The following is a 26,038-nucleotide window of genomic DNA, read 5'->3' on the forward strand; positions in this document are numbered from 1 at the left end:
AGATAAGACTCACTCCCCAATAAACAGCGTAGTCTCCATCGCTGCGCCTGCCCGGCGCCGCGACAGACGGCCCTGCCTGCGCAATCAGGGTTTCCCTCGATAGAGTGGGGTCATGTATGCTACGGCGCTTCCTGTAACTCCACTTCCCGCAGGGTTTGGGCACGGACGCGCCGCTTTTTGGTGTCGATCAACCTGAACGTTGCACCGAAGAGGATTAGGCCACCCCTATTCAGTTCAAAAGTAGCCATGCACGAACAATATCAGCCCCGTGAAATAGAAAATGCCGCCCAATCCTTCTGGGACGAGCAAAAGTCCTTTGAAGTCAGTGAACAGCCAGGCAAGGAGACTTACTACTGCCTATCGATGTTCCCTTACCCCAGCGGCAAGCTACACATGGGGCACGTGCGTAACTACACCATCGGCGACGTCATCTCGCGCTACCAGCGCATGCTCGGCAAGAACGTCCTGCAACCCATGGGTTGGGACGCCTTCGGCATGCCGGCAGAAAACGCCGCGATGAAAAACAACGTAGCGCCCGCCAAGTGGACCTACGAAAACATCGCCTACATGAAGACCCAACTGCGCAGCCTGGGCCTGGCGGTGGACTGGTCCCGCGAAGTGACCACCTGCAAGCCGGATTACTACCGTTGGGAACAATGGCTGTTCACTCGCCTGTTCCAAAAAGGGGTGATCTACAAAAAGAGCGGCACCGTGAACTGGGACCCGGTCGACCAGACCGTACTGGCCAACGAACAGGTTATCGACGGTCGCGGCTGGCGTTCCGGCGCGCTGATCGAAAAGCGCGAAATCCCGATGTACTACTTCAAGATCACCGCCTACGCGGATGAACTGCTGTCGAGCCTCGACGACCTGCCGGGCTGGCCTGAACAGGTCAAGACCATGCAGCGCAACTGGATCGGCAAGTCCAAAGGCATGGAAGTGCAATTCCCGTACAACGTCGACTCGATCGGCGAAGCCGGCGCACTCAAAGTCTTCACTACCCGTCCAGACACCCTGATGGGCGCAACCTACGTCGCCGTGGCCGCCGAGCACCCGCTGGCCACCCAGGCTGCACAGAACAACCCTGAGCTGCAGGCGTTCATCGCCGAATGCAAAGGCGGCAGCGTGGCCGAAGCCGACGTCGCCACCCAGGAGAAAAAAGGCCTGCCAACCGGGCTCTTCGTCGAGCACCCACTGACCGGCGAGAAGCTGCCGGTATGGGTCGCCAACTATGTGCTGATGCACTACGGCGATGGCGCAGTAATGGCTGTGCCCGCCCACGACGAGCGCGATTTCGAATTCGCCACCAAGTACAACCTGCCGATCAAGTCGGTAGTGCGCACCAGCTCGGGTGATACCAACCCGGCCCCGTGGCAGGACGCCTACGGTGAGCACGGCGAACTGATCAACTCCGGCGAATTCGACGGCCTGGACTTCGCAGGCGCTTTCGACGCCATCGAAGTCGCACTGATCAAGAAAAACCTCGGTGCCTCGCGCACCCAGTTCCGCCTGCGCGACTGGGGCATCAGCCGCCAGCGCTACTGGGGCTGCCCGATCCCGATCATCCACTGCAAAACCTGCGGTGATGTGCCGGTGCCGGAAGACCAGCTGCCGGTGGTACTGCCGGAAGACGTGGTGCCGGATGGCGCCGGTTCGCCATTGGCGCGCATGCCCGAGTTCTACGAATGCAGCTGCCCGAAATGCGGCGCACCGGCCAAGCGTGAAACCGACACCATGGACACCTTCGTCGAGTCCTCCTGGTACTACGCTCGCTACGCCTCGCCGCACTATGAAGGCGGCCTGGTGGAAAAATCCGCAGCCGACCATTGGTTGCCGGTGGACCAGTACATCGGTGGCATCGAACACGCCATTCTCCACCTGCTCTATGCGCGCTTCTTCCACAAGCTGATGCGCGACGAAGGCCTGGTGAGCTCCGATGAGCCGTTCAAGAACCTGCTGACCCAGGGCATGGTGATCGCCGATACTTACTATCGCCGCGAAGCCAATGGCGCCTACACCTGGTTCAACCCGGCGGATGTCGAACTCGAGCGTGACAGCAAAGCCAAGGTCATCAGCGCCAAGCTGATCGCCGACGGCCTGCCGGTGGAAATCGGCGGCACCGAAAAGATGGCCAAGTCGAAGAACAACGGCGTCGACCCTCAGTCGATGATCGATCAGTTTGGCGCCGATACCTGCCGCCTGTTCATGATGTTCGCCTCGCCGCCTGACATGAGCGCCGAATGGTCCGACTCCGGCGTCGAAGGTTCGCACCGCTTCCTCAAGCGCGTCTGGCGCCTGGCGCACGCTCATGTCAGCCAGGGCCTTCCGGGCACGCTGGACGTGGCGTCGTTGAGCGATGAACAGAAAGCCATTCGTCGCAGCACGCACCTGGCCATCCGCCAAGCGAGCCAGGACGTAGGCCAGAACCACAAATTCAACACCGCCATCGCCCAGGTGATGACGCTGATGAACGTGCTGGAAAAAGCGCCGCAAGCCACCGAACAGGACCGCGCGCTGGTACAGGAAGGCCTGGAAACGGTCGTGCTGCTGCTGGCGCCCATCACGCCGCACATCAGCCACGAACTGTGGAGCCGCTTGGGCCACGACGGCGCGGTGATCGACGCCGAATGGCCGGTACAGGATGACAGCGCCCTGGTACAGGACACGTTGCAACTGGTGATTCAGGTCAACGGTAAACTGCGTGGCCAGATCGACATGCCGGCCAGTGCCAGCCGTGAAGAAGTGGAAGCGGCCGCGCGTATCAACGAGAACGTGCTGCGCTTTACCGAAGGCCTGACGATCCGCAAAGTGATCGTAGTGCCTGGCAAACTGGTCAATATCGTCGCCAGCTAATCGGATCGGGCGCAGGGCTTGAGCCCTGCGCCGAACTAAACCTTTAAGGCCTCGATAAGGCCCACATGGTTTCAAGGGGAGCAACAAAATGATCAAACGCAATTTGCTGGTGATGGGCCTCGCTGTGCTGCTGAGCGCTTGCGGCTTCCAGCTGCGCGGCACCGGCACCAATGAACTGAGCATCAAGGAACTGGACGTCAGCGCCCGCAACGCCTACGGCAATACCGTGACGCAACTGCGCCAGACCCTGGAAAACAGCGGTGTGCGCGTCGGCGCCGGTGCGCCCTACAAACTGGTCCTGGTGGACGAGAAAGAAACCCAGCGCAACCTCAGCTACGCCAGTGCCGGCCGTGCGTCGGACATTGAGCTGAGCAGCCTGGTCATCTATGAACTGCAAGGCCGCGACCACCTGCCGTTGATGGGTGACAAGGTTGAAGTGCAGAAGGTTGTGAGCCACGACGGTAACAACCTGGTGGGTTCGGACTCGGAGATCCTCCAGGCTCGCAAGGAAATGCGCAGTGAGCTGGTGCAGCGCCTGATGGTTCGCTTGCAACAGCTGTCCCCGGACAAACTGGCTGCCTTGCAGCAAACTGCCGACAACAAGGCCAAAGCTGACGCCGATGCCCTGAAAGCCGCGAAAGAGTATGAAGACAACACGCCGAAACAGTCGCCTGTTGAAGTCCCTGTCGAGTAAGCCAGACGGGGCGCCTCTGGCGCCCCGTTCGCCCCGCCTATGAAACTCGCCCCCGCCCAACTCGCCAAACACCTGCAAGGCGGCCTCGCGCCTGTCTATATCGTCAGCGGTGATGACCCGCTGTTGTGCCAGGAAGCCGCCGACGCCATTCGCACCGCCGCACGCCAGCAAGGCTTCGACGAACGCCAGGTGTTCAGTGCCGATGCCAGTTTCGACTGGGGGACGCTGCTGCAAGCGGGAGCGAGCATGTCGCTGTTCGCCGAAAAACGCCTGTTGGAACTGAGCCTGCCTTCGGGCAAGCCAGGGGACAAGGGTGCGGCGGCCTTGATGGAATACTGCTCGCGCCCCGCTGAAGACACGGTGTTGCTGATCAGCCTGCCCAAGCTTGATGGCAGCGCGCAGAAAACCAAGTGGGGCAAGGCACTGGTAGAAGGTCCGCAAACCCAGTTCATCCAGATCTGGCCAGTGGACAGCAACCAGTTGCCGCAGTGGATTCGTCAGCGCCTGTCCCAATCCGGGCTGTCGGCGACCCAAGACGCGGTAGAGCTGATTGCCGCCCGGGTCGAAGGCAACCTGCTTGCCGCCGCCCAGGAAATCGAAAAGCTCAAGTTGATGGCTGAAGATGGGCAGATCACGGTCGAAACCGTCCAGGGCGCAGTGGCCGATAGCGCTCGCTTTGACGTGTTCGGGCTGGTGGATGCGATTCTTAACGGCGAACCCGCCCACGCGTTGCGCATGCTTGAAGGGTTGCGTGGTGAAGGGGTGGAGCCACCGGTGATTCTGTGGGCCCTGGCCCGGGAACTGCGGGTACTGGCCAATATTTCCCTGCAATACAGCCAGGGCACACCGTTGGACAAATGCTTCAGCCAGGCCAAACCGCCCGTGTGGGACAAGCGCAAACCGCTGATGAGCAAAGCCCTGCAACGCTACTCGGCGCAACGCTGGGCGCAATTGTTGCTGGAAGCGCAGCGCATCGATGCGCAGATCAAAGGCCAGGCTGCCGGCTCGCCGTGGATGAGCCTGAGTCGTTTGTCACTGTTGATGTCTGGCCAACGCCTGACATTGCCTGCTGAATAACGGTTTCAACCGCTCCCACCTTTTAACGGTGCAACCGTTCAGAGCCTGTCTATTTCCTACACAGCGCCGGGCTTTACAGCGGCGCCACTTCGGCAGATGATTTGCACCGCTTCATCCCATCTCAAGCCTGCATAAAGAGAGCACCGACATGAGCAAAAAGCCATCCAAGCATGGCCCCAACAAGGCCAAATCCATCATCGCCCAGCCACTGTTCCGCAGCCGTCAGGAACGCGCCGGCAAGGGCAAAGGCAGCTACCGCCGCGAAGCCTTCCAGTCTAATAGCTGGGAGGCTTCTTACTTTCTGGCTGCCTGAAGGCAAGCGCCCCTCCGGCATGATAAGGTCTGTACCTGATTTGTAATCCCTGGACCTGTGCATGCCCTCTAGTCTTTCCCGTCGTTGGCACCTTCGCCAATTGATTGCTGCCTCCAGCCTCATTCTGCTTGTCGCCTGCGCGGAAAAACCGACCGCCGCGGACGCTCAACCCCTGCCAAAACTCCAGACCGTGCCGGCCGTTGCGCCTGCTGTGGTGGCGCCCTTGGCGGTGGACAATCTTGATATCCAACCGACCCAGACCTTTGCCGAATGGATGGCTGGCTTTCGCGCGGAAGCCATGAAAGCCGGGATTGCGCCCACCGTCTTCGATAACGCCTTTGCCGGCGTCACCCCCGACATGGCAGTAATTCGCGCAGACCGCAGCCAACCGGAATTTTCCCGGCCGGTATGGGAATACCTCGACGGTGCCCTGTCGCCGGTGCGCGTACGTAACGGCCAGGCCTTGCTGATCAAGTACGCCGATATCCTGCAAAGCATCGAGCAACGTTATGGCGTCGACCGCCAGGCGCTGGTGTCGGTGTGGGGGATGGAAAGCAATTTCGGTCAGTTCCAGGGCAATAATTCGGTGATTCGCTCCCTGGCGACCCTGGCTTATGAAGGCCGTCGCCCGGCCTTCGCCCAGGCGCAACTGCTGGCGGCGCTGCAAATCATCCAGCATGGCGATATTTCCGCCGACCAGATGAAAGGCTCCTGGGCCGGCGCCATGGGCCAGACCCAGTTCATCCCGACCACCTACAACACCCACGCCGTCGACTTCGATGGTGACGGTCGTCGCGATATCTGGAACAGCCCAGCCGACGCCCTCGCCTCTACCGCGCACTACCTGCAAAGCTCCGGCTGGCAGAAAGGCCAGCCGTGGGGCTTTGAGGTCAACCAGTTGCCGGCGAACTTCGATTACGCCCTCGCCGATGGCGGCATACGCAAGCCCGTTGGCGAGTGGATGAAGCTCGGCATCCAGCTGCCGCCAGGCGCGAGCATGCCGCCAAACGTCGACCAATTGTCCGCTGCCCTGCTGCTGCCGGCAGGCTACCGTGGCCCGGCGTTCCTGGTGCTGGATAACTTCCGCGCGATTCTCAAGTACAACAACTCGTCGTCCTACGCGCTGGCGGTGGGCCTGTTGTCAGAGCGGTTTGGGGGCGCCGGTGTGATTCGTGGCGATTGGCCAAAAGATGAACTGCCGCTGAGTCGTTCCCAGCGCATCGATTTGCAGACGGCGCTCAGCGCCAAAGGCTATGACGCCGGCAACCCGGACGGCATCATCGGCGCGAATACGCGTAAGGCGATCCGAGCGGCGCAGCAGTCGTTGGGTTGGCCGGCGGATGGGTATCCGACGGTGAAACTGCTGGAGTCGTTGCAGAGCCGCTAGATCGGCATACGGCGGCTGCCTTATTCGCGAGCAAGCCCGCTCCCACATTAGACCGCACTCCAACGTATGGACACGGTTGAATATGGGAGCGGGCTTGCTCTCGAAGACCGTATGACAGACGAAAATCAGCTCAGAACGACATCCTGCTCCAGCACCACCCGCTGCTCCCCTGCATTCAAACGCACCAACGCGCCCATTGGCAGCGTCAGGTTCGGATCGCAGTGGCCACTGCGCCAGCCGGACAACACCGGTATGCACAACGGCTCGAAGGTCTGCTTCAGCAGCCGCGAAAGCGCCGCGTTATCCACCCCCGACACGTCGCCCACCAACACACCCGCGACCTGGGCCAGCTTGCCCGCCAGGCGCAAATGGGTCAGCAGGCGGTCAATTCGATAAATCGGCTCGTTGACGTCTTCGATAAACAGGATGATGCCTTGCGCATCGATTTCGTAGGCTGTGCCCATCACCGCCGCGATCATTGACAGGTTGCCGCCGAGCAAGCGCCCACAGGCGATGCCAGGCTCAATCGTCGTCAGCGGGTAGGCCACCGGGTGCGCGAGCACGCTACCGGCGCGGAGTTGGCCCCGTAGCAGGCTGAACAAGGACGACTCGGTAGGCGGCTGCTTGTCACCGAGCAGGTCGGCGTTAAGCATCGGCCCATGAAAGGTCACGAAACCCGCGTAACGGTTGATGGCAAGGTGCAGCGCCGTGATATCGCTATAACCCACGAACGGTTTGGGATTGGCGCGAATCAGCTCGAAGTCCAGCCGGTCGAGCAAGCGCGGTGTGCCGTAGCCGCCACGCAGGCAGAAGATGGCATCGATTTGCGGATCGGCAAAAGCCGCGTGCAAGTCGCGCAGGCGCACGTCATCACTGCCGGCCAGGTAGCCGTCGCGCTCATACACACCCGAGAATATCCGCAGTTCGTGGCCACGGGCGCGCATCCATTGCCCGGCTTTTTCAACATCCAGTGCGGCAGGGCCGGCAGGGGCGATCAGGCCGATCACACCTTCGGCACGCAAAACAGGCACCGCCGCCGCGAGTTGAGTCGTCATCCATGCTCTCCCTCTTTATAACAACGCAGAACGAAATGTGGGAGCGGGCTTACCCGCGAAGGCGGAGTGCCAGCCAACACATCCGTCGACTGAAACACCGCTTTCGCGAGCAAGCCCGCTCCCACATTGGATAAGCGGCGTTACGCAAACCCTATCAGGAAACCAGGCTCGCCTTGACCAGCTTGGCCTGTTCATCAGCGTGGTACGAGGACCGTACCAGAGGGCCGGACGCCACGTTCTTGAAGCCCATCTTGTAACCTTCCTCGGCGAACCAGGCGAAGGTGTCCGGGTGCACGAAACGCTGCACCGGCAAGTGGCTGCGGGACGGTTGCAGGTACTGCCCCAGGGTCAGCATATCGATGTCGTGTTCGCGCATGCGCTTCATGACTTCGATCACTTCTTCGTCGGTTTCGCCCAGGCCCAGCATCAGGCCGGATTTGGTCGGGATGTGCGGCATCATCTGCTTGAATTTCTGCAGCAGGGTCAGCGACCACTGGTAGTCCGAACCCGGGCGCGCCGCCTTGTACAGGCGTGGCACGGTTTCCAGGTTGTGGTTGAACACATCCGGTGGCTCGGCCGCGGTGATTTCCAGCGCGACGTCCATGCGACCGCGATAGTCAGGAACCAGGGTTTCGAGCATCACGTTCGGCGACAGCTTGCGGATTTCGCGGATGCAGTCGGCAAAGTGCTGAGCACCGCCGTCACGCAGGTCGTCGCGGTCTACCGAGGTGATTACCACGTATTTGAGTTTCAGGTCGGCAATGGCAATGGCCAGGCTTTCCGGCTCGTTCACGTCCAGCGGCTTCGGCCGGCCGTGGCCAACGTCGCAGAACGGGCAACGACGGGTGCAGATGTCACCCATGATCATGAAGGTGGCGGTGCCGCCGGAGAAGCACTCACCCAGGTTCGGGCAGGACGCTTCTTCGCACACGCTGTGCAGCTTGTGTTTGCGCAGCAGGGCCTTGATACGGTCGACTTCCGGCGAAACCGGGATACGCACGCGAATCCAGTCCGGTTTTTTCGGCAGTTCGGTGGTCGGAATGATCTTCACCGGGATGCGTGCAACCTTCTCGGCGCCGCGCAGCTTGACGCCGGCTTCCACCTTGGCACGCGGGGCCGGGGCCGGACGTTCGGTAACATCCAGCGTCGGGATCATGGTTTGCACTGCATCAGTAGTCATAATCAGTCGATTCCGCCCGTGAGGGTCGTCTGCTCAGCATAGTCGAGGTGTTTGACGAGCTGCGCACGCAGCCGGGCACTTACCTCGGCAAATTTAATCGGTGTGGCGTGGTCGCTCAGTTGGGTCATCGCCAGCCCGGCATAACCGCACGGGTTGATCCGCCGAAACGGCGCCAGGTCCATGTCCACATTCAGGGCCAGGCCATGAAAGGAACAACCGTGGCGAATCCGCAAACCGAGTGAGGCGATTTTCGCGCCGTTCACGTACACACCGGGTGCATCGGGCTTGGCCGCGGCATTCACGCCGTAACTGGCCAACAGCTCGATCAGGCAAGCCTCCATACGGCTTACCAGGTCACGTACGCCAAACCCAAGCTTGCGCACGTCCAGCAACAGATAAGCCACCAGCTGACCCGGGCCATGGTATGTCACTTGACCACCTCGGTCGACCTGCACCACCGGAATATCCCCCGGCAACAGCAGGTGCTCGGCCTTGCCGGCCTGGCCCTGGGTGAACACCGGCGGGTGCTCCACCAGCCAGATTTCATCCGGGGCCGAGGTTCCGCGCTCATTGGTGAAGCGCTGCATGGCGTGCCAGACGGGCTCGTAGTCCATCTGGCCGAGCTCGCGAAAGCCCAGGACCTCTGACATCACAGCACCATGTGCACGAAGCCGGTGGCCCGCAGTTCACTGTTGATGTCGTAGAGCTGATCTTGACCGGTCGCAACGATGTGCAACTGGATCGTGGTGTATTTACCGTTGGAGCTCAAACGCTCGTCCACCCGGTTGTCATTGATTGTCGCGTGTTTACGCACGATCTCAAGAATCGTGTCTTTGTTGCCCACACCGGTATCGCTGATCACCTTGACGGGATAGTCCACGTTTGGGAATTCGATCTTTGGCGCCTTTACTTCTTTATCGGTCATGGCGTAACGGCCTCGTAAGCGTAAGCCGTGGCGACGGGCAAAGCCCCGTGTCGGATTAACACGGGGCTTTGCAGGTGCACACTTATCAGTTGAACAAGCTGTAGAAGAATAGACGGATGCTATCCCACACGCGGCGGAAGATACCACCTTCGTCGACGGCGTCCAGCGCGATCAGGTCGGCGCTGTGCACCACCTTGTCGTCCAGTTTCACTTCGACTTTACCGATAACGTCACCCTTGGCGATTGGCGCGACCAATTGCGGGTTCATGGTCATGCTGGCAGCGAGCTTTTTCAGCTGGCCTTTAGGCATGGTCAGGGTCAGGTCTTCAGCCAGGCCGGCCTTGACTTGGTGGGTAGCACCTTTCCATACCGGCGCGGACGCAAGCTCGGCACCCTTCTGGTAGAAGGTCTGGGTTTCGAAGAAGCGGAAACCGTAGGTCAGCAGTTTTTGCGTCTCGGCCGCACGGGCCTGCTCGCTGTTGGTGCCGAATACGACGGCGATCAGGCGCTGGCCATCACGTACAGCGGACGACACCATGCAGTAGCCGGCTTCGTCGGTGTGGCCGGTTTTCAGGCCATCAACGGTTTTGTCGCGCCACAGCAGCAGGTTGCGGTTAGGCTGCTTGATGTTATTCCAGAAGAATTCCTTCTGGGAGTAGATCGCGTAGTGCACCGGGTCGACACGGATGATCGCGCGAGCCAGCACCGCCATGTCGTGAGCCGACGAGTAGTGCTCAGGGTTCGGCAGGCCAGTCGGGTTCATGAAGTGGCTGTTGGTCAAGCCCAGGTCGCCGGCGGTCTTGTTCATCAAGTCGGCGAACGCGTCTTCACTGCCGGCGATGTGCTCGGACAGGGCCACGCTGGCGTCGTTACCCGACTGGATGATGATGCCGTGCAGCAGGTCGCTCACGGTGACTTGCGAACCCACCTTGATGAACATCCGCGAACCGCCGGTGCGCCAGGCATTTTCGCTGACCGTGACCGGGTCGTTTTCGCCGATCTGGCCGCGACGGATTTCCAGGGTCGCGATGTAAGCCGTCATCAGCTTGGTCAGGCTGGCCGGTGGCAGACGCTGGTCACCGTTGTTCTCGACCAGCACGTTGCCGCTGGCGGCATCCATGAGAACCCAGGCCTTGGCGGCCAGTTGCGGGGAAGCCGGCACCATTTCAACCGCCCAGGCGGCCGGAGTGATGATCAGCGAAAGAAGCAGGCACGTGCGTTTGGCTAAGGTGGTGATGTTCATCCGTCTCTCGAAATTGCTTATGGAAACTTGCCCTCGCGGGCAAAACTATTCAGACAGCCCGCTGCCAGACTGTCACGTGTTCGGTTGCCCGCTCACCCCTTGCCCCTGGGTTTTTATTGTTCAACGAGCCAACAACCAGGGCTCAGGCCCGCGTACGCGCCAGAGCCATCAATCTTTGTTATTCAGCGGTGACCACGCTGGGTTGCCCCAGGTTGGCCAGGCGTACGCTGTTCTGAACCTGCGCCACTTCGCTTGGCGAGCCAATCGGCCCCATGCGCACACGGTGCAGGGTCTGCTGGTTACGCACGATGGAGCTGATGAAAACCGGCGCATTGACCATGCCGCTGAGCTTGGACCTTAACAGTTCTGCCGCGTCCGGGTTGGCGAAAGCGCCCACTTGCAGGTACTGACCGCCCACGGTAGAGGCCCCCGGTGCCGCGCGCGGCACGACAACGGTGTCCGGCGCGTGCTGTGCCGGAGGCGGTGTCCACTGTTCGATCTTGCCGGCGGATGCGGTCACTTGCGGTTGCGGAGTTTGCGGTTCGTTAAGCATCAACGGTGCCGGTTTGCCACGCTGGGCCCAATACTGCGCCGGGTCGATGCCCTCGACTTTCACCCGCGCGGTGCCGATTTCGGCATAACCGAGTTTCTTGGCCGCGGCGTAGGACAAGTCGATGATCCGGTCCGAATAGAACGGGCCACGGTCGTTGACCCGCAGGATCACCGAGCGGTTGTTGTCCAGGTTGGTGACGCGTACGTAACTGGGCAGCGGCAAGGTCTTGTGGGCCGCGCTCATGCCGTACAGGTCATACACTTCGCCGTTGGCGGTGTTCTGGCCGTGGAACTTGGTGCCATACCAGGACGCTGTGCCCGACTGGACATAGGTCTTGGAATCCTGCAGCGGAAAGTAGTTCTTGCCCAGCACGGTATAGGGGTTGGCCTTGTACGGCCCGGTGTGCAGGGTTGGCGTGGCATCCGGGATTTTCGAAACGTCGACATCCCACCAGGGCGCGCCGTCTTTGTGCGCGCGGTTGATGTCCAACCCCGGCTGGGCACGGACGATAGCGCCGCCCTTCTTCGCAGGCGCGCGACTGGTGGTGGATGAGCAACTGACGACCAGCAGGGACAACGCGGCGAACGCCACCAGCTTGAGCGGTTTATTGAACGGCGATACCCGCATTACTTGTTGCCCCGTGCTTGGACCAGCATGTCTGACAGCTGATGCACGGCCATGGCGTACATCACACTGCGGTTATAACGCGTGATTGCGTAAAAATTCTTCAGGCCCATCCAGTATTCCGGGCCGTTTTCACCTTCGAGGCGGAACGCCGTCACCGGCATATCATCGCGTGGCGCATTCTGACTCGACCAGCCCAGCGCTCGCAACTCCCCGACGGTCTTGACCGGCTCGATTCCCTGGGTCAGGCCTTCGTCGGCGCGATCACCGGTAACCTCGGCACGCACCACTACCGGCTCGCCAGACACCCAACCGTGGCGCTTGAAGTAGCTGGCCACACTGCCAATGGCGTCGTCGGGGTTGCTCCAGATGTTGATGTGGCCGTCGCCGTCGAAATCCACCGCATAAGCACGAAAGCTGCTCGGCATGAACTGCGGCAAGCCCATCGCACCGGCGTAGGAGCCTTTGAGGGTCAGCGGATCAACCTGCTCTTCGCGGGCCAGCAGCAGGAACTCGCGCAGCTCCTTGCGGAAGAACTCGGCGCGCGGCGGGTAATCGAAGCCCAGGGTCGACAAGGCGTCGATCACCCGATAGCTGCCGGTGTTGCGCCCGTAAAAGGTTTCAATGCCGATGATCGCGACGATCACCTGAGCCGGCACGCCGTACTCCTGCTCGGCGCGCGCCAGCACGGCCTCGTGCTGGCGCCAGAAATCCACACCACGGGCCACACGGGCGTCGGTGAGGAACATCGGGCGATAGTCTTTCCACTGTTTTACACGCTCGGCGGGACGCGAGATCGCGTCGAGGATCGCCTGCTTGCGCTGGGCTTCGCGGAACACGCCCATCAGCTGTTCACCGGCGAAACCGTAGTCGCGGGTCATTTCACCGACAAATTCGGCGACCTGGGGTGAGCCATCGTAGTCACCGGCCTGCACCTCTTGCGTCGCGCCCAGCAGCCCAATCAGGCCCATCCAGGACGCATGCCGAGTCGCCCAGCCGCGCATTACTTGCATTGACATCTTCACCTTATTCAAACCTGCGCGATCCACTTGCGATGCGTGTGAATCGACATCAAAACCCCAAACGCTGACAGCAATGTCACCAGCGAAGTTCCGCCGTAGCTAATGAACGGCAACGGCACCCCAACCACCGGCAACAGGCCACTGACCATACCGATGTTGACGAAAACGTAAACAAAAAAAGTCATGGTCAGGCTGCCGGCAAGCAATTTACCGAACAGCGTCTGCGCTTGCGCGGTAATCACCAGCCCGCGACCAATCAACAGCAAATAAATCAGCAACAGCGCGCAAATGCCCACCAGGCCGAACTCTTCGCCCATTACCGCGATGATGAAGTCGGTGTGGCTCTCGGGCAAAAAGTCGAGGTGCGACTGAGTGCCCAGTAACCAGCCCTTACCAAATACACCGCCAGAGCCGATCGCGGCCTTGGACTGGATGATGTTCCAGCCGGTGCCGAGCGGGTCGCTCTCCGGGTCGAGGAACGTCAAGATCCGCTGCTTCTGGTAGTCGTGCATAAAGAAGAACCACATGGCCACGGCCACCGGGATGGCCGCAGCCAGCACGCTGAGGATCCAGCGCCAGCGCAAACCGCCCATAAACAGCACGAACGCACCGCCCGCGAGGATCAGCAGCGAGGTGCCGAGGTCCGGCTGGCGCACGATCAGAATGAATGGCACGCCGATCAGGATCAGGCTGATCCCGACGTGCTTGAGCTGTGGCGGCAAGGTGCGTTTGGACAGGTACCAGGCGATGGTCGCCGGCATCAGGATCTTCATGAATTCCGACGGCTGGAAGCGAATCACCCCTGGAATGTTGATCCAGCGCGTCGCGCCCATGGCGTTGTGGCCCATCACGTCCACCACCACCAGCAGCAATACGCCGGCGACATAACCGAGTGGCACCCAGCGCGCCATGAAACGCGGCTCCAACTGGGCAATCACCACCATCGACAACAGACCCAGGCCGAACGATGAGGCCTGCTTGATCAACAGGTCCCAGTTCTTGCCGCTGGCCGAATAAAGGACGAACAGGCTGCCGGCGGCAAGGGTCAGCAGCAGGATCAGCAACGGGCCATCAATGTGCAAACGCTGCAGCAACGTCGCACGCCGACGCATCACATCTTCGCTGGAGAGGATGCGGTCAAAATTACTCTTCACGGGCCGTAACCTCGGTGCTTGAAGGGGGGCCGCCATACTCGGGTTTGAGCCTGCCGTCGTCGGCCAACAGCCAGGCATCCATCACTTGACGCACCACGGGCGCTGCGACGCCGGAGCCGGACTCGCCGTTTTCAACCATCACCGCCACCACGATTTTCGGGTCGTCGGCAGGGGCAAACCCGACAAACAAGGCGTGGTCACGGTGGCGCTCTTGAACCTTGGAACGGTCATATTTCTCGCCCTGCTTGATCGCGACCACCTGGGCGGTACCGCTCTTGCCGGCAATCCGATACTGCGCGCCGACCGCTGCCTTGCGCGCGGTACCACGGGCGCCGTGCATCACTTGCTGCATGCCGTGGTTGACCTTGGTCCAGTCGGACGGGTCGCGCAGCACGATGTCAGCAATCGGGTTCTCATCCACAGGTTTCTCGCCCTCGATGGTCTTGGCCAGGTGCGGGCGGTTCCAGATGCCCTTGTTGGCCACCAGCGCCGTGGCCTGAGCCAGCTGCAGCGGCGTCGCCTGCATATAACCCTGGCCAATCCCGAGAATCAGGGTTTCACCCGGGAACCACGCCTGTCGACGGGTCGCGCGCTTCCACTCCCGCGACGGCATCAGGCCGGGGGATTCTTCGAACATGTCCAGGGAGACTTTCTGACCCAGGCCGAACTTGCCCATATAGGCAGATAGCCGGTCGATCCCCAGCTTGTGGGCCAGGTCATAAAAATAGGTGTCGTTGGAGCGCATGATCGCGGTATCCAGGTCGACATAGCCGTCACCGGTGCGGTTCCAGTTACGGTATTTGTGATCGTAGTTGGGCAGCATGTAGTAGCCCGGATCGTACACGCGGCTCGATGCGGTCACGACGCCCGAATCCAGGCCGGCAATCGCCACCGCCGGCTTGATCGTCGAGCCTGGCGGATAGAGCCCGCGCAGTACGCGGTTGAACAGCGGTCGATCAACCGAATCACGCAGTTCGGCGTAGGCCTTGAAGCTGATTCCGGTCACAAACAGGTTAGGGTCGAAACTCGGCTGACTGACCATCGCCAGCACTTCGCCGGTCTTCGGGTCCAGCGCCACCACGGCGCCACGCCGACCGCCGAGCGCCATTTCGGCCGCTTCCTGCAGCTTGATGTCCAGGCTCAGCACAATGTCCTTGCCCGGCACCGGGTCGGTGCGCTTGAGCACCCGCAGCACGCGGCCTCGGGCGTTGGTCTCGACTTCCTCGTAACCCACCTGGCCATGCAGCTCGGGCTCGTAGAAACGCTCGATACCGGTTTTGCCAATGTGGTGGGTGCCGCTGTAATTCACCGGATCGAGGCTTTTCAGCTCTTTCTCGTTGATTCGGCCCATGTAGCCGACCGAATGGGCAAAATGCGCCCCTTGCGGATAATGCCGCACCAACTGCGCCACCACTTCCACACCGGGCAGCCGGAACTGGTTCACCGCGATCCGTGCGATCTGCTCTTCAGTCAGCTCAAACAGGATCGGCACCGGCTCGAAGGGCCGGCGCCCCTGCTTCATGCGTTTTTCGAAGATCACCCGGTCTTCCGGCGTCAGTTGCAGCACTTCGACGATGACATCGAGGATCTGCTGCCAGTCGCCGGAACGCTCACGGGTCATGCTCAGGCTGAAGCTGGGCCGGTTATCCGCGACCACCACGCCATTGCGGTCGAAAATCAGCCCACGGGTCGGCGGAATCGGCTGCACATGCACCCGATTGTTCTCCGACAGCGTGGAGTGATAGTCGTACTGGATCACCTGCAGGAAATACAGGCGCGCAATCAGCACCGCAATCAGACCCACCACCAAAAACGCGCCGAAAATGACCCGCGAGCGCACCAGACGTGCGTCTTTCTCGTGGTCCTTGATGCGGATCGGCTGGGTCATCGGGAGGGGCGCAGATTATTTGTGGTAAGGGTGCCCGGACAGAACTGTCCAGGCGCGATACAGCTGTTCACCGATCAGAATCCTTACCAACGGGTGCGGCAGCGTAAGTGCCGACAGCGACCAGCGCTGGTCCGCCCGTGCACAGACCTCCGGCGCCAGCCCTTCGGGACCGCCGACCATGAAGTTGACGGTGCGCGAATCCAGGCGCCAGCGGTCCAGTTCCACCGCCAACTGCTCGGTGCTCCAGGGCTTACCGTGCACCTCAAGGGTGACGATGCGCTCGTTGGGGCCGACCTTGGCCAACATGGCTTCGCCTTCCTGACGGATAAAGCGCGCCACGTCGGCATTCTTGCCCCGGGTGTTGAGCGGTATTTCCACCAGTTCCAGCGACAGCTCAGCGGGCAGACGCTTGGCATACTCATGCCAGCCTTCTTCCACCCACTTGGGCATGCGTGAACCGACAGCGATCAGACGCAGGCGCACAGCCGTTCCTTATTCCTGGTCTTTGTTGAGCTTGTCGAAGTGCGCGTGGCCCACTTCCGGGCTGTGGTGCTTGCCATCAGCGGCACGGCTCTGCTCGGCGCCTTTCCACAGACGCTCCAGGTCGTAGAACTGACGGGCGTTGGAAGTCATCATGTGAACGATCACGTCGTCCATGTCCAGCAGTACCCAGTCGCTGTCGCCCTTGCCTTCTTCACCCAGCGGCTTCACGCCTTGGGCTTTGACGGCTTCGCGAACCTTGTCCAGCATCGCGCCGATCTGGCGGTTGGAGGTACCGGTGGCGATGATCATGAAGTCGGTGATGCTCTGCTTGTCGCGCACGTCCAGAATCTGGATGTCCTGGGCCTTAACATCTTCCAGGGCAGCCACGGCGACTTTTACCAGCTCTTCGCCAGCCAGCTCAGGGCCGGTGTGCGCTTCAACTGGCAGCGGGGCGCTTTTGAACGTGCCTTTGCGCTTAACTTTGCTTACGTCTTTGTTCGTCATATAAAACTCGTTTTGCTCGTATGTTCGGGCGCTCGCTGCACGATTGTTCGTGCGTTCAAGCGCGCCTTTTCAGTTCGACGCACGGTAAAGTCCGTGCGCATCGATGTAGGCCAGGACCGCGTCAGGCACCAGGAAACGTACCGACTTCCCGCTGGCCAGCAGTTGACGGATCTGGGTGGCGGACACCGCAAGCGGGGTCTGCCAGACGAATGCAATATTCCCGTTCGGCCCGGTCAGGGCCAAGGGGTCACTTACCGACCGCGCGGCCAGCAGGTTGCGCAAGGCATCCGGCGGTTCGCTGTCGGCATCCGGGCGTTGCAAAACCAGGATGTGGCAATGCTGGAGGAGTTCCTCCCAGCGATGCCAAGAGGGCAGGCCGCAAAATGCGTCCCAGCCCAAAAGCAGAAACAACTGGTCATCCGCGGCCAACTCGGCACGCATCAGTTCCAGGGTATCGACAGTGTAGGACGGTTTATCGCGTTTGAGCTCGCGGTCGTCCACCACCAGCGGCGCAATCCCGTCTACGGCGAGGCGCACCATTTCCAGGCGCTGCTGCGCAGACACCTGCGGCGTATCGCGATGCGGCGGCCGTGCATTGGGTGCCAGGCGCAGCTCATCCAGCGCGAGGGCATCCGCGACTTCCAGGGCACTGCGCAAATGGCCGATGTGCACGGGGTCGAAGGTACCGCCGAGCAGCCCGATGCGTTTAGCCATCAAGTGCGCACATGACCGTCGCCGAACACCACGTACTTCTCGCTGGTCAGGCCTTCCAGGCCAACCGGGCCGCGTGCGTGGAGCTTGTCGGTGGAGATGCCGATCTCCGCCCCCAGGCCATACTCGAAGCCGTCGGCAAACCGCGTCGAGGCGTTGACCATCACCGAAGCGGAATCCACTTCGTTGAGGAAACGCCGGGCGTCGCTGAAATGCTCGGAAACAATAGCGTCGGTGTGCTTGGAGCCGTACGTGTTGATGTGTTCGATGGCCTGGTCCAGATCGTCGACGATCTTGATCGACAGGATCGGCGCCGTGTACTCGGTGTACCAGTCTTCTTCGGTCGCCTCGATCACGTCCGCACCGAGCAGCGCCCGGGTACGCTCACAACCGCGCAATTCCACACCCTTGTCCCGGTAGATGGCAGCCAGCGGCGGCAGCACGCGATCGGCAATGCCGACGTGCACCAGCAGGGTTTCCATGGTGTTGCAGGGGGCATAGCGGTGGGTCTTGGCGTTGTCGGCGATGCGGATCGCCTTGTCGATATCGGCGGCGACGTCGATGAACACGTGGCACACGCCGTCGAGGTGCTTGATCACCGGCACTTTGGCATCACGGCTGACGCGCTCAATCAGGCCCTTGCCACCGCGTGGCACGATCACGTCGACAAATTCCGGCATGGTGATCAGCGCGCCTACGGCGGCGCGATCGGTGGTTTCCACCACCTGCACCACTTCGGCCGGCAACTCGGCCACGGCCAGGCCCTGCTGAATGCACGCGGCAATGGCGCGGTTGGAATTGATCGCCTCGGAACCGCCACGCAAGATGGTCGCGTTGCCCGACTTGAGGCACAGGCTCGCAGCGTCGATGGTCACATTCGGGCGCGACTCATAAATAATGCCGATCACGCCCAGGGGCACGCGCATTTTGCCCACCTGAATGCCGGATGGCAGGTAGCGCATATCGCGGATTTCACCGATGGGGTCAGGCAGCTTGGCCACCTGACGCAGGCCTTCGATCATGTCGTCGATACGCGCCGGCGTCAGCGCCAGGCGGTCCAGCAGGGCTGGCTCGAGGCCATTGGCGCGGCCATTGGCCAGGTCCCGTTCGTTAGCGACCGCCAACTCGGAGCGCGAAGCATCCAGAGCATCGGCGGCGGCCAACAGGGCGCGGTTCTTCTGCGCAGTGCTCGCACGGGCGATCAACCGCGAGGCCTGCCGGGCAGCGCGACCCAGGCGGGTCATGTAGTCAAGAACGGACTCAGTCATGGTCAGGGAGTCTTGGCAAAGAGGAAAGCGGCAGATTATAGCTGTGACGCCGCCTGACTGACAGCGGTGAGGGGCGGATGGTCGAAATGAACTGTAAAAACCTGGGGTTCAGCCGTAATTAAGGCGGGAGTTGTTATTATTCCGTCACATTTAGCCGTATTAACCCCAGACAGCCATGCCCAGTTTTGCTCCGCAGCCCACCGCCAGCGCCCTGCCCGACCGTTTCTTCGACCGTGACGCGCAAGTTCTTGCGCGAGAACTACTCGGAAAAGTCATACGTCATCGCGTCGGCGATATCTGGCTTTGCGCGCGAATTATTGAAACCGAAGCCTATTACGTGGCCGAAAAAGGCAGCCATGCATCGCTTGGCTACACAGGAAAGCGTAAGGCTTTGTTTCTGGATGGCGGTCACATCTACATGTACTACGCCCGTGGTGGTGATTCGCTGAACTTCAGCGCTCACGGCCCCGGCAATGCGGTGCTGATCAAATCGGCTTATCCGTGGGTCGATGAGGTATCCGGCCCGGCCAGCCTGGCGCAGATGCTGCTCAACAACCCGGACGCCAATGGCCATCCGCGCCCATCGCAAAAGCTCTGCGCCGGCCAAACGCTGCTGTGCAAAGCCCTGGGCCTGAAAGTGCCGGTGTGGGATGCCAAGCGCTTCGATCAGGAACGGCTGTTTGTTGAAGACGTAGGCCAAACCCCGACACAGATCATCCAGACCACCCGCCTGGGCATCCCCAGCGGGCGCGATGAACACCTGATGTACCGCTTCGTCGATGCTGGCTATGCGCCTTATTGCACCCGGAACCCACTGCGCCGGGGCCAGGTCGAAGGTCGTGATTATTTTTTGATTTGAATTGAATTGAACAGTGAGACCGGCCGCGCAACGGGGCCACTGACTCAGGTTATGTCTTGCATAAATGGAGTGACGTTTTATGGGCCAATGGCTCGATAGCATTACCGGCTGGCTCACACTGAACCCCGAATGGCTGGCGGTGGCGGTATTTATCGTCGCGTGCGTTGAATGCCTGGCCATCGCCGGTCTGATCGTGCCAGGCACCGTCTTGCTGTTTGCCATTGCGGCCCTGGCCGGCAGCGGCGCGCTGTCGCTGAGTGAAACCTTGCTGCTGGGCTTTCTCGGCGGTTTGCTTGGCGACGGGGTTTCCTACTACCTGGGCCGACACTTCCATCAGAACATCCGGCGTTTGCCCGGTTTACGCCACCACCCGGAATGGATGAACGGCGCCGAAACCTACTTCCACAAATACGGCATCGCCAGCCTGCTGGTCGGGCGTTTCATCGGCCCGCTGCGCCCCATGCTGCCGATGGTGGCGGGCATGTGCGATATGCCGTTCCCACGGTTTGCCGCCGTCAGCGTGCTGGCCGCCGCCGGTTGGTCGGTGGCCTACCTGCTGCCAGGCTGGGCCACCGGCGCCGCGTTCCGCCTGCCGCTGCCGGAAGGTTTCTGGCTGGAAGCCGGGATTGTTGCCGGGTGTATCGCGGTGTTGCTGGGTTTGAGCTTGAACAGCAGCCTGCGCGGCCATCGTCGCGCCACTGTGTGGGTCGGTGGCGCCAGCCTGACCTTGTTGATCGCCCTGTTTATCGGTTATCCCCACCTCAACCACTTCGACCAGGGCCTCAGTGCGCTGGTGCAGGAGCACCGCAGCCCGTGGCTGGACGAGGTGATGGTGCGGATTACCCAACTGGGTGAGTTCAGGAAGATGTTTATCGCCAGCGCGATTTTCACTGGCCTGTTGCTGGTGGCACGGCAATGGCGGCATGCCGTGTTCGTCGGCGCCACCTTGGCGGGGGCGGCGGTGATCAACACCGGCACCAAACTGTTTTTTGCCCGTGGTCGACCGGAAATCCTCACGGACCCACTGACCAGCTTCAGCATGCCCAGCGGCCACGCCTCCGGCGCCTTTGCGTTTTTCCTGGCGCTGGCGGTGCTGGCCGGTCGCGGCCAACCCACGCGGTTGCGCCTGACCTGGATGCTGCTGGGCTGTATTCCGGCCGCCTTCATTGCGCTGTCGCGGGTTTACCTGGGCGCGCATTGGCCGACGGACATCCTCGCTGGCACGCTGCTGGCGATGACGGTGTGCGCGTTCAGCCTGGCCGTCATCCAGTATCGCAGCCCGCTGCCGGCGATGCCGCAGAAAACCTGGTGGCTGCTGCTTCCGGTGCTGCTGGCAGTGCTGAGCTTTATCGCCCTCACCGGCACCCCGCACGCCTTGTTGCGCTACGCCTATTGAGTGAACAGTTCGCCCTGCAATTCGTCGAGCAACATCTGGATCGCATCCAGCCGTTGCTGCGGATCATCGAGTTGCAGCAGGTCGATCTTGTCGGCCTCGGTGAACGGCAGCAGGTACGCGAGCTGATTGCCCAGGGCTTGCTGGCCGTCGGCGTGGGTGCCCATGTCCAGCGAGGCGACCATCGGATGCTCGGCCAGGGCCTGAAGCAACGCCAACAGGTCGGCATCCTCTTCTTCCAAAGGCTGGTCTGGCACTTCTTCGAGCCATTGCACCTCGGCCACCAGCAACTGGTCCTTCTGCACCCCCGCGTCACGCACACGAAACCGGCGCCCGCCTTCGACGCGAATCCCCAGCAGGCCATTATCCTGTTGTTTGAAATCGCGGATCAGCGCTTCACAGCCGATCAGTGCATAGCCGTCCGGGGCCACGCCCACTTCCCTGCCGTCGAGGATGCACACCACGCCAAAGCTTTCGCCCTTTTTCATGCAGCGGCTGATCATGTCCAGGTAGCGCGCCTCGAACAGTTGCAAATCGAGGGTGCAGCCTGGGAACAGCACGGTATTGAGCGGGAACAGCGCCAGACTCATAAAGGTTTCCTTAAACCCGGTTTAAACGATCACGGACACAGCAAGCGGCAGAAAAACCGCCGTGGCCACACCCATCAGACTCATGGCCAGCGCCGCAAAGGCGCCGCACTCTTCGCTTTCCTGCAAGGCCACCGACGTGCCGACGGCGTGGGCGGTCATGCCCAGGGCCATGCCGCGCGCCTCAGGGCTGTGCACGCCCAACCGTGACAGGTACGCCGGGCCGATCATCGCGCCGATCACGCCGGTAATCAGCACGAACACGGCGGCCAGCGCGGCCACGCCGCCGATCTGCTCGGCCACCAGCATGGCTATCGGTGAGGTGACCGACTTGGGCGCCATGGTCATCAGCATCCGATGTTCGGCGCCAAACCCCCAGCCCAGCAAGACGCACAAACCGGTGGCCAACACACCGCCTATCACCAGCGTAGTAAAAATCGGCCAGAACAATTGGCGAATCCTGCGCAGGTTCAAAAAGAGCGGCACCGCCAGGGCCACGGTTGCAGGACCGAGCAGGATGCCCATGATCTCGGTGCTCTTGCGGTACTCGGCGTAAGTCAGGCCGCAGGAGAGCAAGACGCCGATGACCAGCAGCATGGACACCAGGACCGGTTGCAGGAAGATCCAGCGGGTTTTCTCGAACGCCGCCAGCACCAGTTGATAGGCGCCAAGGGTGATACCGATGCCGAACAGCGGGTGATGAATCACTGCCGTCCATGCGCCGTGCCAGTCGACGGTCATTGATCCTCCTCCTTGCGCTTGACCATGGACTGCATGAGTACGCCGACAACGCCCATGGCAATCACCAGCGACAACACCAGTGCGCCGATGATGGCCCAGAAGTCTGCGGCAATGTCCTTGGCATACACCATCACGCCCACCGCCGGCGGCACCAGCAGCAACGGCAAATAACGCAACAGACTGCTGGCGGCCAGGCTCAAGGGTTCGCCGACTTCACCGCGCCAGATCAGAAACCCCAGCATCAACAGCAAGCCGATGATCGGCCCCGGCAGCACCGGCAACAGCAAATGATTGATGGCGGTGCCCATCAATTGAAACAGCACCAGCCATGTCAGGCCACGTAACAGCATGCGTTCTCTCCCCCTCGACGCTCGCCCGCATTATAAGCACGCCCGCTCTATGCGCCGGCATTCGCCAAAAGCATGGTGGGTTGACCGGGCTGGTTGCCCATGATGATCTAAGATGGAATTCGCACATCTAAAAAAACGATGAACCAAGGAGAGTCGCAATGCCCTATGTACCTGTAGCGCAACTCAAAGATTATGTCGGCAAGGAACTGGGACGTTCCGAATGGCTCACCATCGACCAGGCGCGTATCAACCTGTTCGCAGAGGCCACTGGCGATCATCAGTTCATCCACGTCGACCCGGTCAAGGCGGCCAAGACGCCATTCGGCAGCACCATCGCACATGGTTTCCTGTCGCTGTCGTTGATGCCCAAGCTCATGGAAGACATCCTGATCATGCCCGAAGGCCTGAAGATGGCCGTCAACTATGGCCTGGACAGCGTGCGTTTCATCCAGCCCGTGAAGGTTGACTCCAAGGTCCGCCTGAACGTCACGCTCACCGACGTCAACGAGAAAAAACCTGGCCAATGGCTATTTAAGGCCACCGCCACGCTGGAAATCGAAGGCCAGGAAAAACCTGCTTACATCGCTGAGTCGCTGTCACTCTGCTTCGTGTAAGGCCTTGCCTGTGGTGAGGGGATAAACCTTGCCACAGTGTATGTAAATTTATGTATGAAACTCGCAGCTGCGGCATACTCGGCGCTCAATTATCCGGATCCCGCTATGCGCCCACTCGCTCCCCTTGCCCTTGCCCTGTTGCTCACCGCTTGCGGAGACGGCGAATCGCTGTTGCCGCCCGATGCGCGCCTGCCCGACGGCGGCCGCTACCGTGGCGATGTGGTCAATGGCTTACTGCAAGGCCAGGGTCGCGTGGACTACCCCAACGGCAGTTGGTACGCCGGCCAGTTCGACAAAGGCCAGTGGCATGGCCAGGGCGAATGGCATGGCAGCAACGGCGAGGTCTATAAAGGCCAGTTCCAGCAAGGCCTGTTCGACGGCCAGGGCAGCCTGACCACGGCGGGCAGCAGCTACGTCGGCGGTTTCAAGAACGGTCGACGCAACGGCGAAGGCACCCTCAAAGAGGGGCAAATGACCTACCGCGGCGAATTCAAGGACGATCAGTACTCCGGCCTCGGCCGCCTGGAACTGCCCGACGGCAGCCAGTACCAGGGCCAGTTCGCCCACGGCAAACCGAATGGCGAAGGCCAGCGCAACGACGACAGTGGCAACCAGTTCAGCGGCCACTTTGTCGACGGCCAGCTCGAAGGCAACGGCACCTTCAACAGCGCCGACGGCGATATCTATGTCGGCCAGTTCAAACAGAACCAGCTCAATGGCAAAGGCCGTTATGAAAACGCCGACGGCGACGTGTGGATCGGTCAGTTCAAGGAAGGCGCACTCAGTGGCAAAGGCGAGCTGATCGGCGTTGATGGCAGCCACTATGTCGGCCAGTTCAGTGAATGGCGCTTCTCCGGTCAAGGCCGCCTGAACCTCACGGATGGCAGCTTCTACATCGGCGGCTTCGACAGCGACAGCTATCAAGGCACCGGCACCCTCGTCCTCACCGACGGCACCGTGCAGGCCGGCACCTGGGTCAATGGCATGCGCGTGCGCGATGCCGACGGCAAGCTACTGCCCGACCCGCTGGAAATCGGCGTACTGGCCCAAGGCCGCCTGCTCGATGCCGCCCTCGCTGCCGTGCCACCCTCAACGGGCGCCGTCGAGTTGTACACCCTCGCGCTGGCCGGTGATGGCAAGCAAAGCGTGTTCCTGCGTGAGGCCGATTACGTCAGCAACCTGCTCGCCACCCGCTTCGGGGCGCGCGGGCAGATTCGCCTGGTCAACCACCGCGACCACATCGCCGACCGCCCCCTGGCCACCCGCGAAAGCCTGCGCCGCGCCGTGCAAACCCTCGCCGAACGCACCGGGCCGCAAGACCTGGTGTTTATCTACATGACCAGCCACGGCACCCACGAACACGAATTGGTGCTGGACCAACCGCGCATGGAACTGGCCGACCTGCCTGCCGATGAACTGGCCGCCGTGCTCGCGCCGCTGAAAAACCGCGACAAGATCATCGTGATTTCCGCCTGCTACTCGGGCGGTTTTATCCCGGCACTGAAGGACGAGCGCACGCTGATCATGACCGCCTCCCGCGCCGACCGCGTGTCGTTCGGTTGCTCAGAAGAGGCAGACTTCACCTACTTCGGCGATGCCCTTTTCGCACAAGCCTTCAACCAGACCGATGACTTGCAACAAGCCTTCAAACTGGCGCAACTGCATGTCGCCGAACGCGAACAGGCGGACAACTTCGAAGCCTCCGAACCGCAGATCTGGGCGCCCAAAGGCGTGATCGCCCATTGGCAACTATTACGTAAACAGCAGGCACGAAAGGCGCTCGAAAGCGTCTCAATGAATAGCAAGGAAGCCAAAGGCAACTAAGCTGTAACGTGTAACAAGGGGGAAACACCATGTACCTGACACCTCAGCATATTTTGCTTGCCGGCGCCTCCGGCCTGACTGGCGAGCACCTGCTGGACCGCCTGCTCAACGAGCCGACGGTGACCCGCGTACTGGCGCCGAGTCGCAAACCACTGGCCGAACACCCACGCCTGGAAAATCCCGTGGGTGACCCGGCAGTGTTCCTGCCGCAATTGAGCGGCCAGGTGGATATCGCCTTCTGCTGCCTGGGTACAACCATCAAGCAGGCGGGTTCCGAGGCCGCCTTCAAAGCTGTCGACCTGGACATGGTAGTGGCCTTCGCCAAGCGCGCACGGGAATTGGGCGCACGGCACCTGATCGTCATCAGCGCGATTGGCGCCGACCCGAAATCCTCAATCTTCTACAACCGGGTCAAAGGCGAGATGGAACAGGCGTTGAGGGCTCAGGACTGGCCGCAACTGACCATCGTGCGGCCTTCTTTGCTGCTGGGGGAGCGTCTGGAATCGCGCCTGGCCGAGAAGATTGCCGGGCCGTTGTCGCGGTTGATTCCGGGCAAATACCACGGTATCGAAGTTTGCGAACTGGCCCGCGCCATGTGGCGCCTGGCGCTGGAAGAGCAAGATGGCGTGCGGGTGGTGGAGTCGGATGAGTTGCGCAAGCTCGGCAAGTAATACGATCTGAAAATGTGGGAGCGGGCTTGCTCGCGAATGTGGTGTTTCAGTCGATGCATAAGCTG

The 26,038-nt window shown here is 61.3% G+C and carries 26 protein-coding genes; 10 read left to right on the forward strand and 16 right to left on the reverse strand.

What is annotated here, in order from left to right; translation table 11 throughout:
• Positions 1-246: 246 nt before the first annotated feature.
• The 5 genes from leuS (at position 247) to A7D21_RS05555 (ending at position 6,324) form a co-directional block, all read left to right on the forward strand.
• Positions 247-2,853, forward strand: coding sequence for a leucine--tRNA ligase (gene leuS, locus A7D21_RS05535; RefSeq protein WP_053258167.1), 2,607 nt, complete (start codon positions 247-249; stop codon positions 2,851-2,853).
• An 88-nt stretch (positions 2,854-2,941) separates the two neighbouring features.
• Complete coding sequence (lptE, locus tag A7D21_RS05540) at positions 2,942-3,547, forward strand: LPS assembly lipoprotein LptE (protein ID WP_053258168.1); 606 nt, start codon at positions 2,942-2,944, stop codon at positions 3,545-3,547.
• A gap of 39 nt (positions 3,548-3,586) precedes the next feature.
• Positions 3,587-4,624: a DNA polymerase III subunit delta gene (gene holA / locus A7D21_RS05545; protein ID WP_069551221.1), complete on the forward strand. Its 1,038-nt coding sequence runs from the start codon at positions 3,587-3,589 to the stop codon at positions 4,622-4,624.
• 148 nt (positions 4,625-4,772) lie between these two features.
• Positions 4,773-4,937, forward strand: coding sequence for an alternative ribosome rescue factor ArfA (gene arfA, locus A7D21_RS05550; protein ID WP_003176285.1), 165 nt, complete (start codon positions 4,773-4,775; stop codon positions 4,935-4,937).
• Positions 4,938-4,998: 61 nt separating this feature from the next.
• On the forward strand, positions 4,999-6,324 hold the full coding sequence (locus A7D21_RS05555; RefSeq protein WP_053258170.1) for a lytic murein transglycosylase: 1,326 nt from the start codon (positions 4,999-5,001) through the stop codon (positions 6,322-6,324).
• Between the two features lie 125 nt (positions 6,325-6,449).
• Here the strand turns inward: A7D21_RS05555 and A7D21_RS05560 are convergent, their stop codons facing one another.
• The 13 genes from A7D21_RS05560 to A7D21_RS05620 all read right to left on the reverse strand — a co-directional run bounded on the left by A7D21_RS05560 (position 6,450) and on the right by A7D21_RS05620 (position 18,934).
• Entirely contained in the window at positions 6,450-7,379 is a 930-nt protein-coding gene (locus tag A7D21_RS05560) for an LD-carboxypeptidase (protein ID WP_053258171.1), read from the reverse strand.
• 154 nt (positions 7,380-7,533) lie between these two features.
• Positions 7,534-8,535 (reverse strand): lipoyl synthase, encoded by a 1,002-nt coding sequence (gene lipA, locus A7D21_RS05565; protein WP_162163623.1) that lies wholly within the window; start codon positions 8,533-8,535, stop codon positions 7,534-7,536.
• Between the two features lie 26 nt (positions 8,536-8,561).
• Positions 8,562-9,209: a lipoyl(octanoyl) transferase LipB gene (lipB, locus tag A7D21_RS05570; protein ID WP_053258172.1), complete on the reverse strand. Its 648-nt coding sequence runs from the start codon at positions 9,207-9,209 to the stop codon at positions 8,562-8,564.
• Positions 9,209-9,484, reverse strand: a complete 276-nt coding sequence (locus A7D21_RS05575; protein WP_053258173.1) for a DUF493 domain-containing protein — start codon at positions 9,482-9,484, stop codon at positions 9,209-9,211. Before A7D21_RS05575 ends, lipB begins: the two co-directional genes overlap by 1 nt.
• A gap of 85 nt (positions 9,485-9,569) precedes the next feature.
• The gene (locus tag A7D21_RS05580; protein WP_053258174.1) at positions 9,570-10,727 is read right to left on the reverse strand and encodes a D-alanyl-D-alanine carboxypeptidase family protein; all 1,158 of its coding nucleotides are present in this window, start codon (positions 10,725-10,727) and stop codon (positions 9,570-9,572) included.
• Positions 10,728-10,905: 178 nt separating this feature from the next.
• Positions 10,906-11,907 (reverse strand): septal ring lytic transglycosylase RlpA family protein, encoded by a 1,002-nt coding sequence (locus tag A7D21_RS05585; RefSeq protein WP_053258175.1) that lies wholly within the window; start codon positions 11,905-11,907, stop codon positions 10,906-10,908.
• On the reverse strand, positions 11,907-12,917 hold the full coding sequence (gene mltB / locus A7D21_RS05590; RefSeq protein ID WP_053258176.1) for a lytic murein transglycosylase B: 1,011 nt from the start codon (positions 12,915-12,917) through the stop codon (positions 11,907-11,909). Before mltB ends, A7D21_RS05585 begins: the two co-directional genes overlap by 1 nt.
• A gap of 17 nt (positions 12,918-12,934) precedes the next feature.
• Positions 12,935-14,038 (reverse strand): rod shape-determining protein RodA, encoded by a 1,104-nt coding sequence (rodA, locus tag A7D21_RS05595; RefSeq protein ID WP_053258284.1) that lies wholly within the window; start codon positions 14,036-14,038, stop codon positions 12,935-12,937.
• 31 nt (positions 14,039-14,069) lie between these two features.
• Positions 14,070-15,968 carry a penicillin-binding protein 2 gene (gene mrdA, locus A7D21_RS05600; RefSeq protein ID WP_053258177.1) on the reverse strand — a complete coding sequence of 633 codons (1,899 nt, stop codon included), beginning with the start codon at positions 15,966-15,968 and terminating at the stop codon, positions 14,070-14,072.
• Between the two features lie 15 nt (positions 15,969-15,983).
• Positions 15,984-16,451 (reverse strand): 23S rRNA (pseudouridine(1915)-N(3))-methyltransferase RlmH, encoded by a 468-nt coding sequence (gene rlmH, locus A7D21_RS05605; protein WP_003176297.1) that lies wholly within the window; start codon positions 16,449-16,451, stop codon positions 15,984-15,986.
• A 9-nt stretch (positions 16,452-16,460) separates the two neighbouring features.
• Complete coding sequence (gene rsfS, locus A7D21_RS05610) at positions 16,461-16,955, reverse strand: ribosome silencing factor (protein ID WP_053258178.1); 495 nt, start codon at positions 16,953-16,955, stop codon at positions 16,461-16,463.
• A gap of 69 nt (positions 16,956-17,024) precedes the next feature.
• Positions 17,025-17,669 carry a nicotinate-nucleotide adenylyltransferase gene (gene nadD / locus A7D21_RS05615; RefSeq protein ID WP_053258179.1) on the reverse strand — a complete coding sequence of 215 codons (645 nt, stop codon included), beginning with the start codon at positions 17,667-17,669 and terminating at the stop codon, positions 17,025-17,027.
• Positions 17,669-18,934 carry a glutamate-5-semialdehyde dehydrogenase gene (locus A7D21_RS05620; RefSeq protein ID WP_053258180.1) on the reverse strand — a complete coding sequence of 422 codons (1,266 nt, stop codon included), beginning with the start codon at positions 18,932-18,934 and terminating at the stop codon, positions 17,669-17,671. Before A7D21_RS05620 ends, nadD begins: the two co-directional genes overlap by 1 nt.
• A 175-nt stretch (positions 18,935-19,109) precedes the next feature.
• Between A7D21_RS05620 and A7D21_RS05625 the strand changes: the two genes are divergently transcribed.
• On the forward strand, positions 19,110-19,793 hold the full coding sequence (locus A7D21_RS05625; protein WP_069551222.1) for a DNA-3-methyladenine glycosylase: 684 nt from the start codon (positions 19,110-19,112) through the stop codon (positions 19,791-19,793).
• Positions 19,794-19,872: 79 nt separating this feature from the next.
• Positions 19,873-21,189, forward strand: coding sequence for a bifunctional DedA family/phosphatase PAP2 family protein (locus A7D21_RS05630; protein ID WP_053258182.1), 1,317 nt, complete (start codon positions 19,873-19,875; stop codon positions 21,187-21,189).
• On the opposite strand, the gene A7D21_RS05635 is transcribed toward A7D21_RS05630, so the two are convergent.
• Genes A7D21_RS05635 through A7D21_RS05645 form a run of 3 tightly spaced genes read right to left on the reverse strand, consistent with a single transcriptional unit; the run spans position 21,183 to position 22,864 of the window.
• Positions 21,183-21,776, reverse strand: coding sequence for an LON peptidase substrate-binding domain-containing protein (locus tag A7D21_RS05635; RefSeq protein WP_053258183.1), 594 nt, complete (start codon positions 21,774-21,776; stop codon positions 21,183-21,185). The two genes, A7D21_RS05630 and A7D21_RS05635, sit on opposite strands and share 7 nt — an antisense overlap.
• A gap of 21 nt (positions 21,777-21,797) precedes the next feature.
• Positions 21,798-22,514, reverse strand: a complete 717-nt coding sequence (locus A7D21_RS05640) for an LrgB family protein (protein ID WP_053258184.1) — start codon at positions 22,512-22,514, stop codon at positions 21,798-21,800.
• Positions 22,511-22,864 (reverse strand): CidA/LrgA family protein, encoded by a 354-nt coding sequence (locus tag A7D21_RS05645; protein WP_053258185.1) that lies wholly within the window; start codon positions 22,862-22,864, stop codon positions 22,511-22,513. Before A7D21_RS05645 ends, A7D21_RS05640 begins: the two co-directional genes overlap by 4 nt.
• Before the next feature lie 158 nt (positions 22,865-23,022).
• Here A7D21_RS05645 and A7D21_RS05650 point away from each other — a divergent pair, with 158 nt between their 5' ends.
• From A7D21_RS05650 to A7D21_RS05660, 3 genes are all read left to right on the forward strand, one after another.
• Positions 23,023-23,478 carry a MaoC family dehydratase gene (locus tag A7D21_RS05650; RefSeq protein ID WP_053258186.1) on the forward strand — a complete coding sequence of 152 codons (456 nt, stop codon included), beginning with the start codon at positions 23,023-23,025 and terminating at the stop codon, positions 23,476-23,478.
• Positions 23,479-23,583: 105 nt separating this feature from the next.
• Complete coding sequence (locus A7D21_RS05655) at positions 23,584-25,302, forward strand: C13 family peptidase (RefSeq protein ID WP_053258187.1); 1,719 nt, start codon at positions 23,584-23,586, stop codon at positions 25,300-25,302.
• A 29-nt stretch (positions 25,303-25,331) separates the two neighbouring features.
• The gene (locus A7D21_RS05660; RefSeq protein ID WP_053258188.1) at positions 25,332-25,973 is read left to right on the forward strand and encodes an oxidoreductase; all 642 of its coding nucleotides are present in this window, start codon (positions 25,332-25,334) and stop codon (positions 25,971-25,973) included.
• Positions 25,974-26,038: the final 65 nt, after the last annotated feature.

The sequence above is a fragment of the Pseudomonas sp. AP19 genome (assembly GCF_001728855.1).
Classification (GTDB): Bacteria; Pseudomonadota; Gammaproteobacteria; order Pseudomonadales; family Pseudomonadaceae; genus Aquipseudomonas; species Aquipseudomonas fluorescens.

Bases quoted from the DNA above. Each gene is read 5' to 3' on its own strand.
- leuS (WP_053258167.1), top strand. From the start codon at position 247: ATGCACGAACAATATCAGCCCCGTGAAATAGAAAATGCCGCCCAATCC.
- lptE (WP_053258168.1), top strand. From the start codon at position 2,942: ATGATCAAACGCAATTTGCTGGTGATGGGCCTCGCTGTGCTGCTGAGC.
- holA (WP_069551221.1), top strand. From the start codon at position 3,587: ATGAAACTCGCCCCCGCCCAACTCGCCAAACACCTGCAAGGCGGCCTC.
- arfA (WP_003176285.1), top strand. From the start codon at position 4,773: ATGAGCAAAAAGCCATCCAAGCATGGCCCCAACAAGGCCAAATCCATC.
- A7D21_RS05555 (WP_053258170.1), top strand. From the start codon at position 4,999: ATGCCCTCTAGTCTTTCCCGTCGTTGGCACCTTCGCCAATTGATTGCT.
- A7D21_RS05560 (WP_053258171.1), bottom strand. From the start codon at position 7,379: ATGACGACTCAACTCGCGGCGGCGGTGCCTGTTTTGCGTGCCGAAGGT.
- lipA (WP_162163623.1), bottom strand. From the start codon at position 8,535: ATGATCCCGACGCTGGATGTTACCGAACGTCCGGCCCCGGCCCCGCGT.
- lipB (WP_053258172.1), bottom strand. From the start codon at position 9,209: ATGTCAGAGGTCCTGGGCTTTCGCGAGCTCGGCCAGATGGACTACGAG.
- A7D21_RS05575 (WP_053258173.1), bottom strand. From the start codon at position 9,484: ATGACCGATAAAGAAGTAAAGGCGCCAAAGATCGAATTCCCAAACGTG.
- A7D21_RS05580 (WP_053258174.1), bottom strand. From the start codon at position 10,727: ATGAACATCACCACCTTAGCCAAACGCACGTGCCTGCTTCTTTCGCTG.
- A7D21_RS05585 (WP_053258175.1), bottom strand. From the start codon at position 11,907: ATGCGGGTATCGCCGTTCAATAAACCGCTCAAGCTGGTGGCGTTCGCC.
- mltB (WP_053258176.1), bottom strand. From the start codon at position 12,917: ATGCAAGTAATGCGCGGCTGGGCGACTCGGCATGCGTCCTGGATGGGC.
- rodA (WP_053258284.1), bottom strand. From the start codon at position 14,038: ATGCGTCGGCGTGCGACGTTGCTGCAGCGTTTGCACATTGATGGCCCG.
- mrdA (WP_053258177.1), bottom strand. From the start codon at position 15,968: ATGACCCAGCCGATCCGCATCAAGGACCACGAGAAAGACGCACGTCTG.
- rsfS (WP_053258178.1), bottom strand. From the start codon at position 16,955: ATGACGAACAAAGACGTAAGCAAAGTTAAGCGCAAAGGCACGTTCAAA.
- nadD (WP_053258179.1), bottom strand. From the start codon at position 17,669: ATGGCTAAACGCATCGGGCTGCTCGGCGGTACCTTCGACCCCGTGCAC.
- A7D21_RS05620 (WP_053258180.1), bottom strand. From the start codon at position 18,934: ATGACTGAGTCCGTTCTTGACTACATGACCCGCCTGGGTCGCGCTGCC.
- A7D21_RS05625 (WP_069551222.1), top strand. From the start codon at position 19,110: ATGCCCAGTTTTGCTCCGCAGCCCACCGCCAGCGCCCTGCCCGACCGT.
- A7D21_RS05630 (WP_053258182.1), top strand. From the start codon at position 19,873: ATGGGCCAATGGCTCGATAGCATTACCGGCTGGCTCACACTGAACCCC.
- A7D21_RS05635 (WP_053258183.1), bottom strand. From the start codon at position 21,776: ATGAGTCTGGCGCTGTTCCCGCTCAATACCGTGCTGTTCCCAGGCTGC.
- A7D21_RS05640 (WP_053258184.1), bottom strand. From the start codon at position 22,514: ATGACCGTCGACTGGCACGGCGCATGGACGGCAGTGATTCATCACCCG.
- A7D21_RS05645 (WP_053258185.1), bottom strand. From the start codon at position 22,864: ATGCTGTTACGTGGCCTGACATGGCTGGTGCTGTTTCAATTGATGGGC.
- A7D21_RS05650 (WP_053258186.1), top strand. From the start codon at position 23,023: ATGCCCTATGTACCTGTAGCGCAACTCAAAGATTATGTCGGCAAGGAA.
- A7D21_RS05655 (WP_053258187.1), top strand. From the start codon at position 23,584: ATGCGCCCACTCGCTCCCCTTGCCCTTGCCCTGTTGCTCACCGCTTGC.
- A7D21_RS05660 (WP_053258188.1), top strand. From the start codon at position 25,332: ATGTACCTGACACCTCAGCATATTTTGCTTGCCGGCGCCTCCGGCCTG.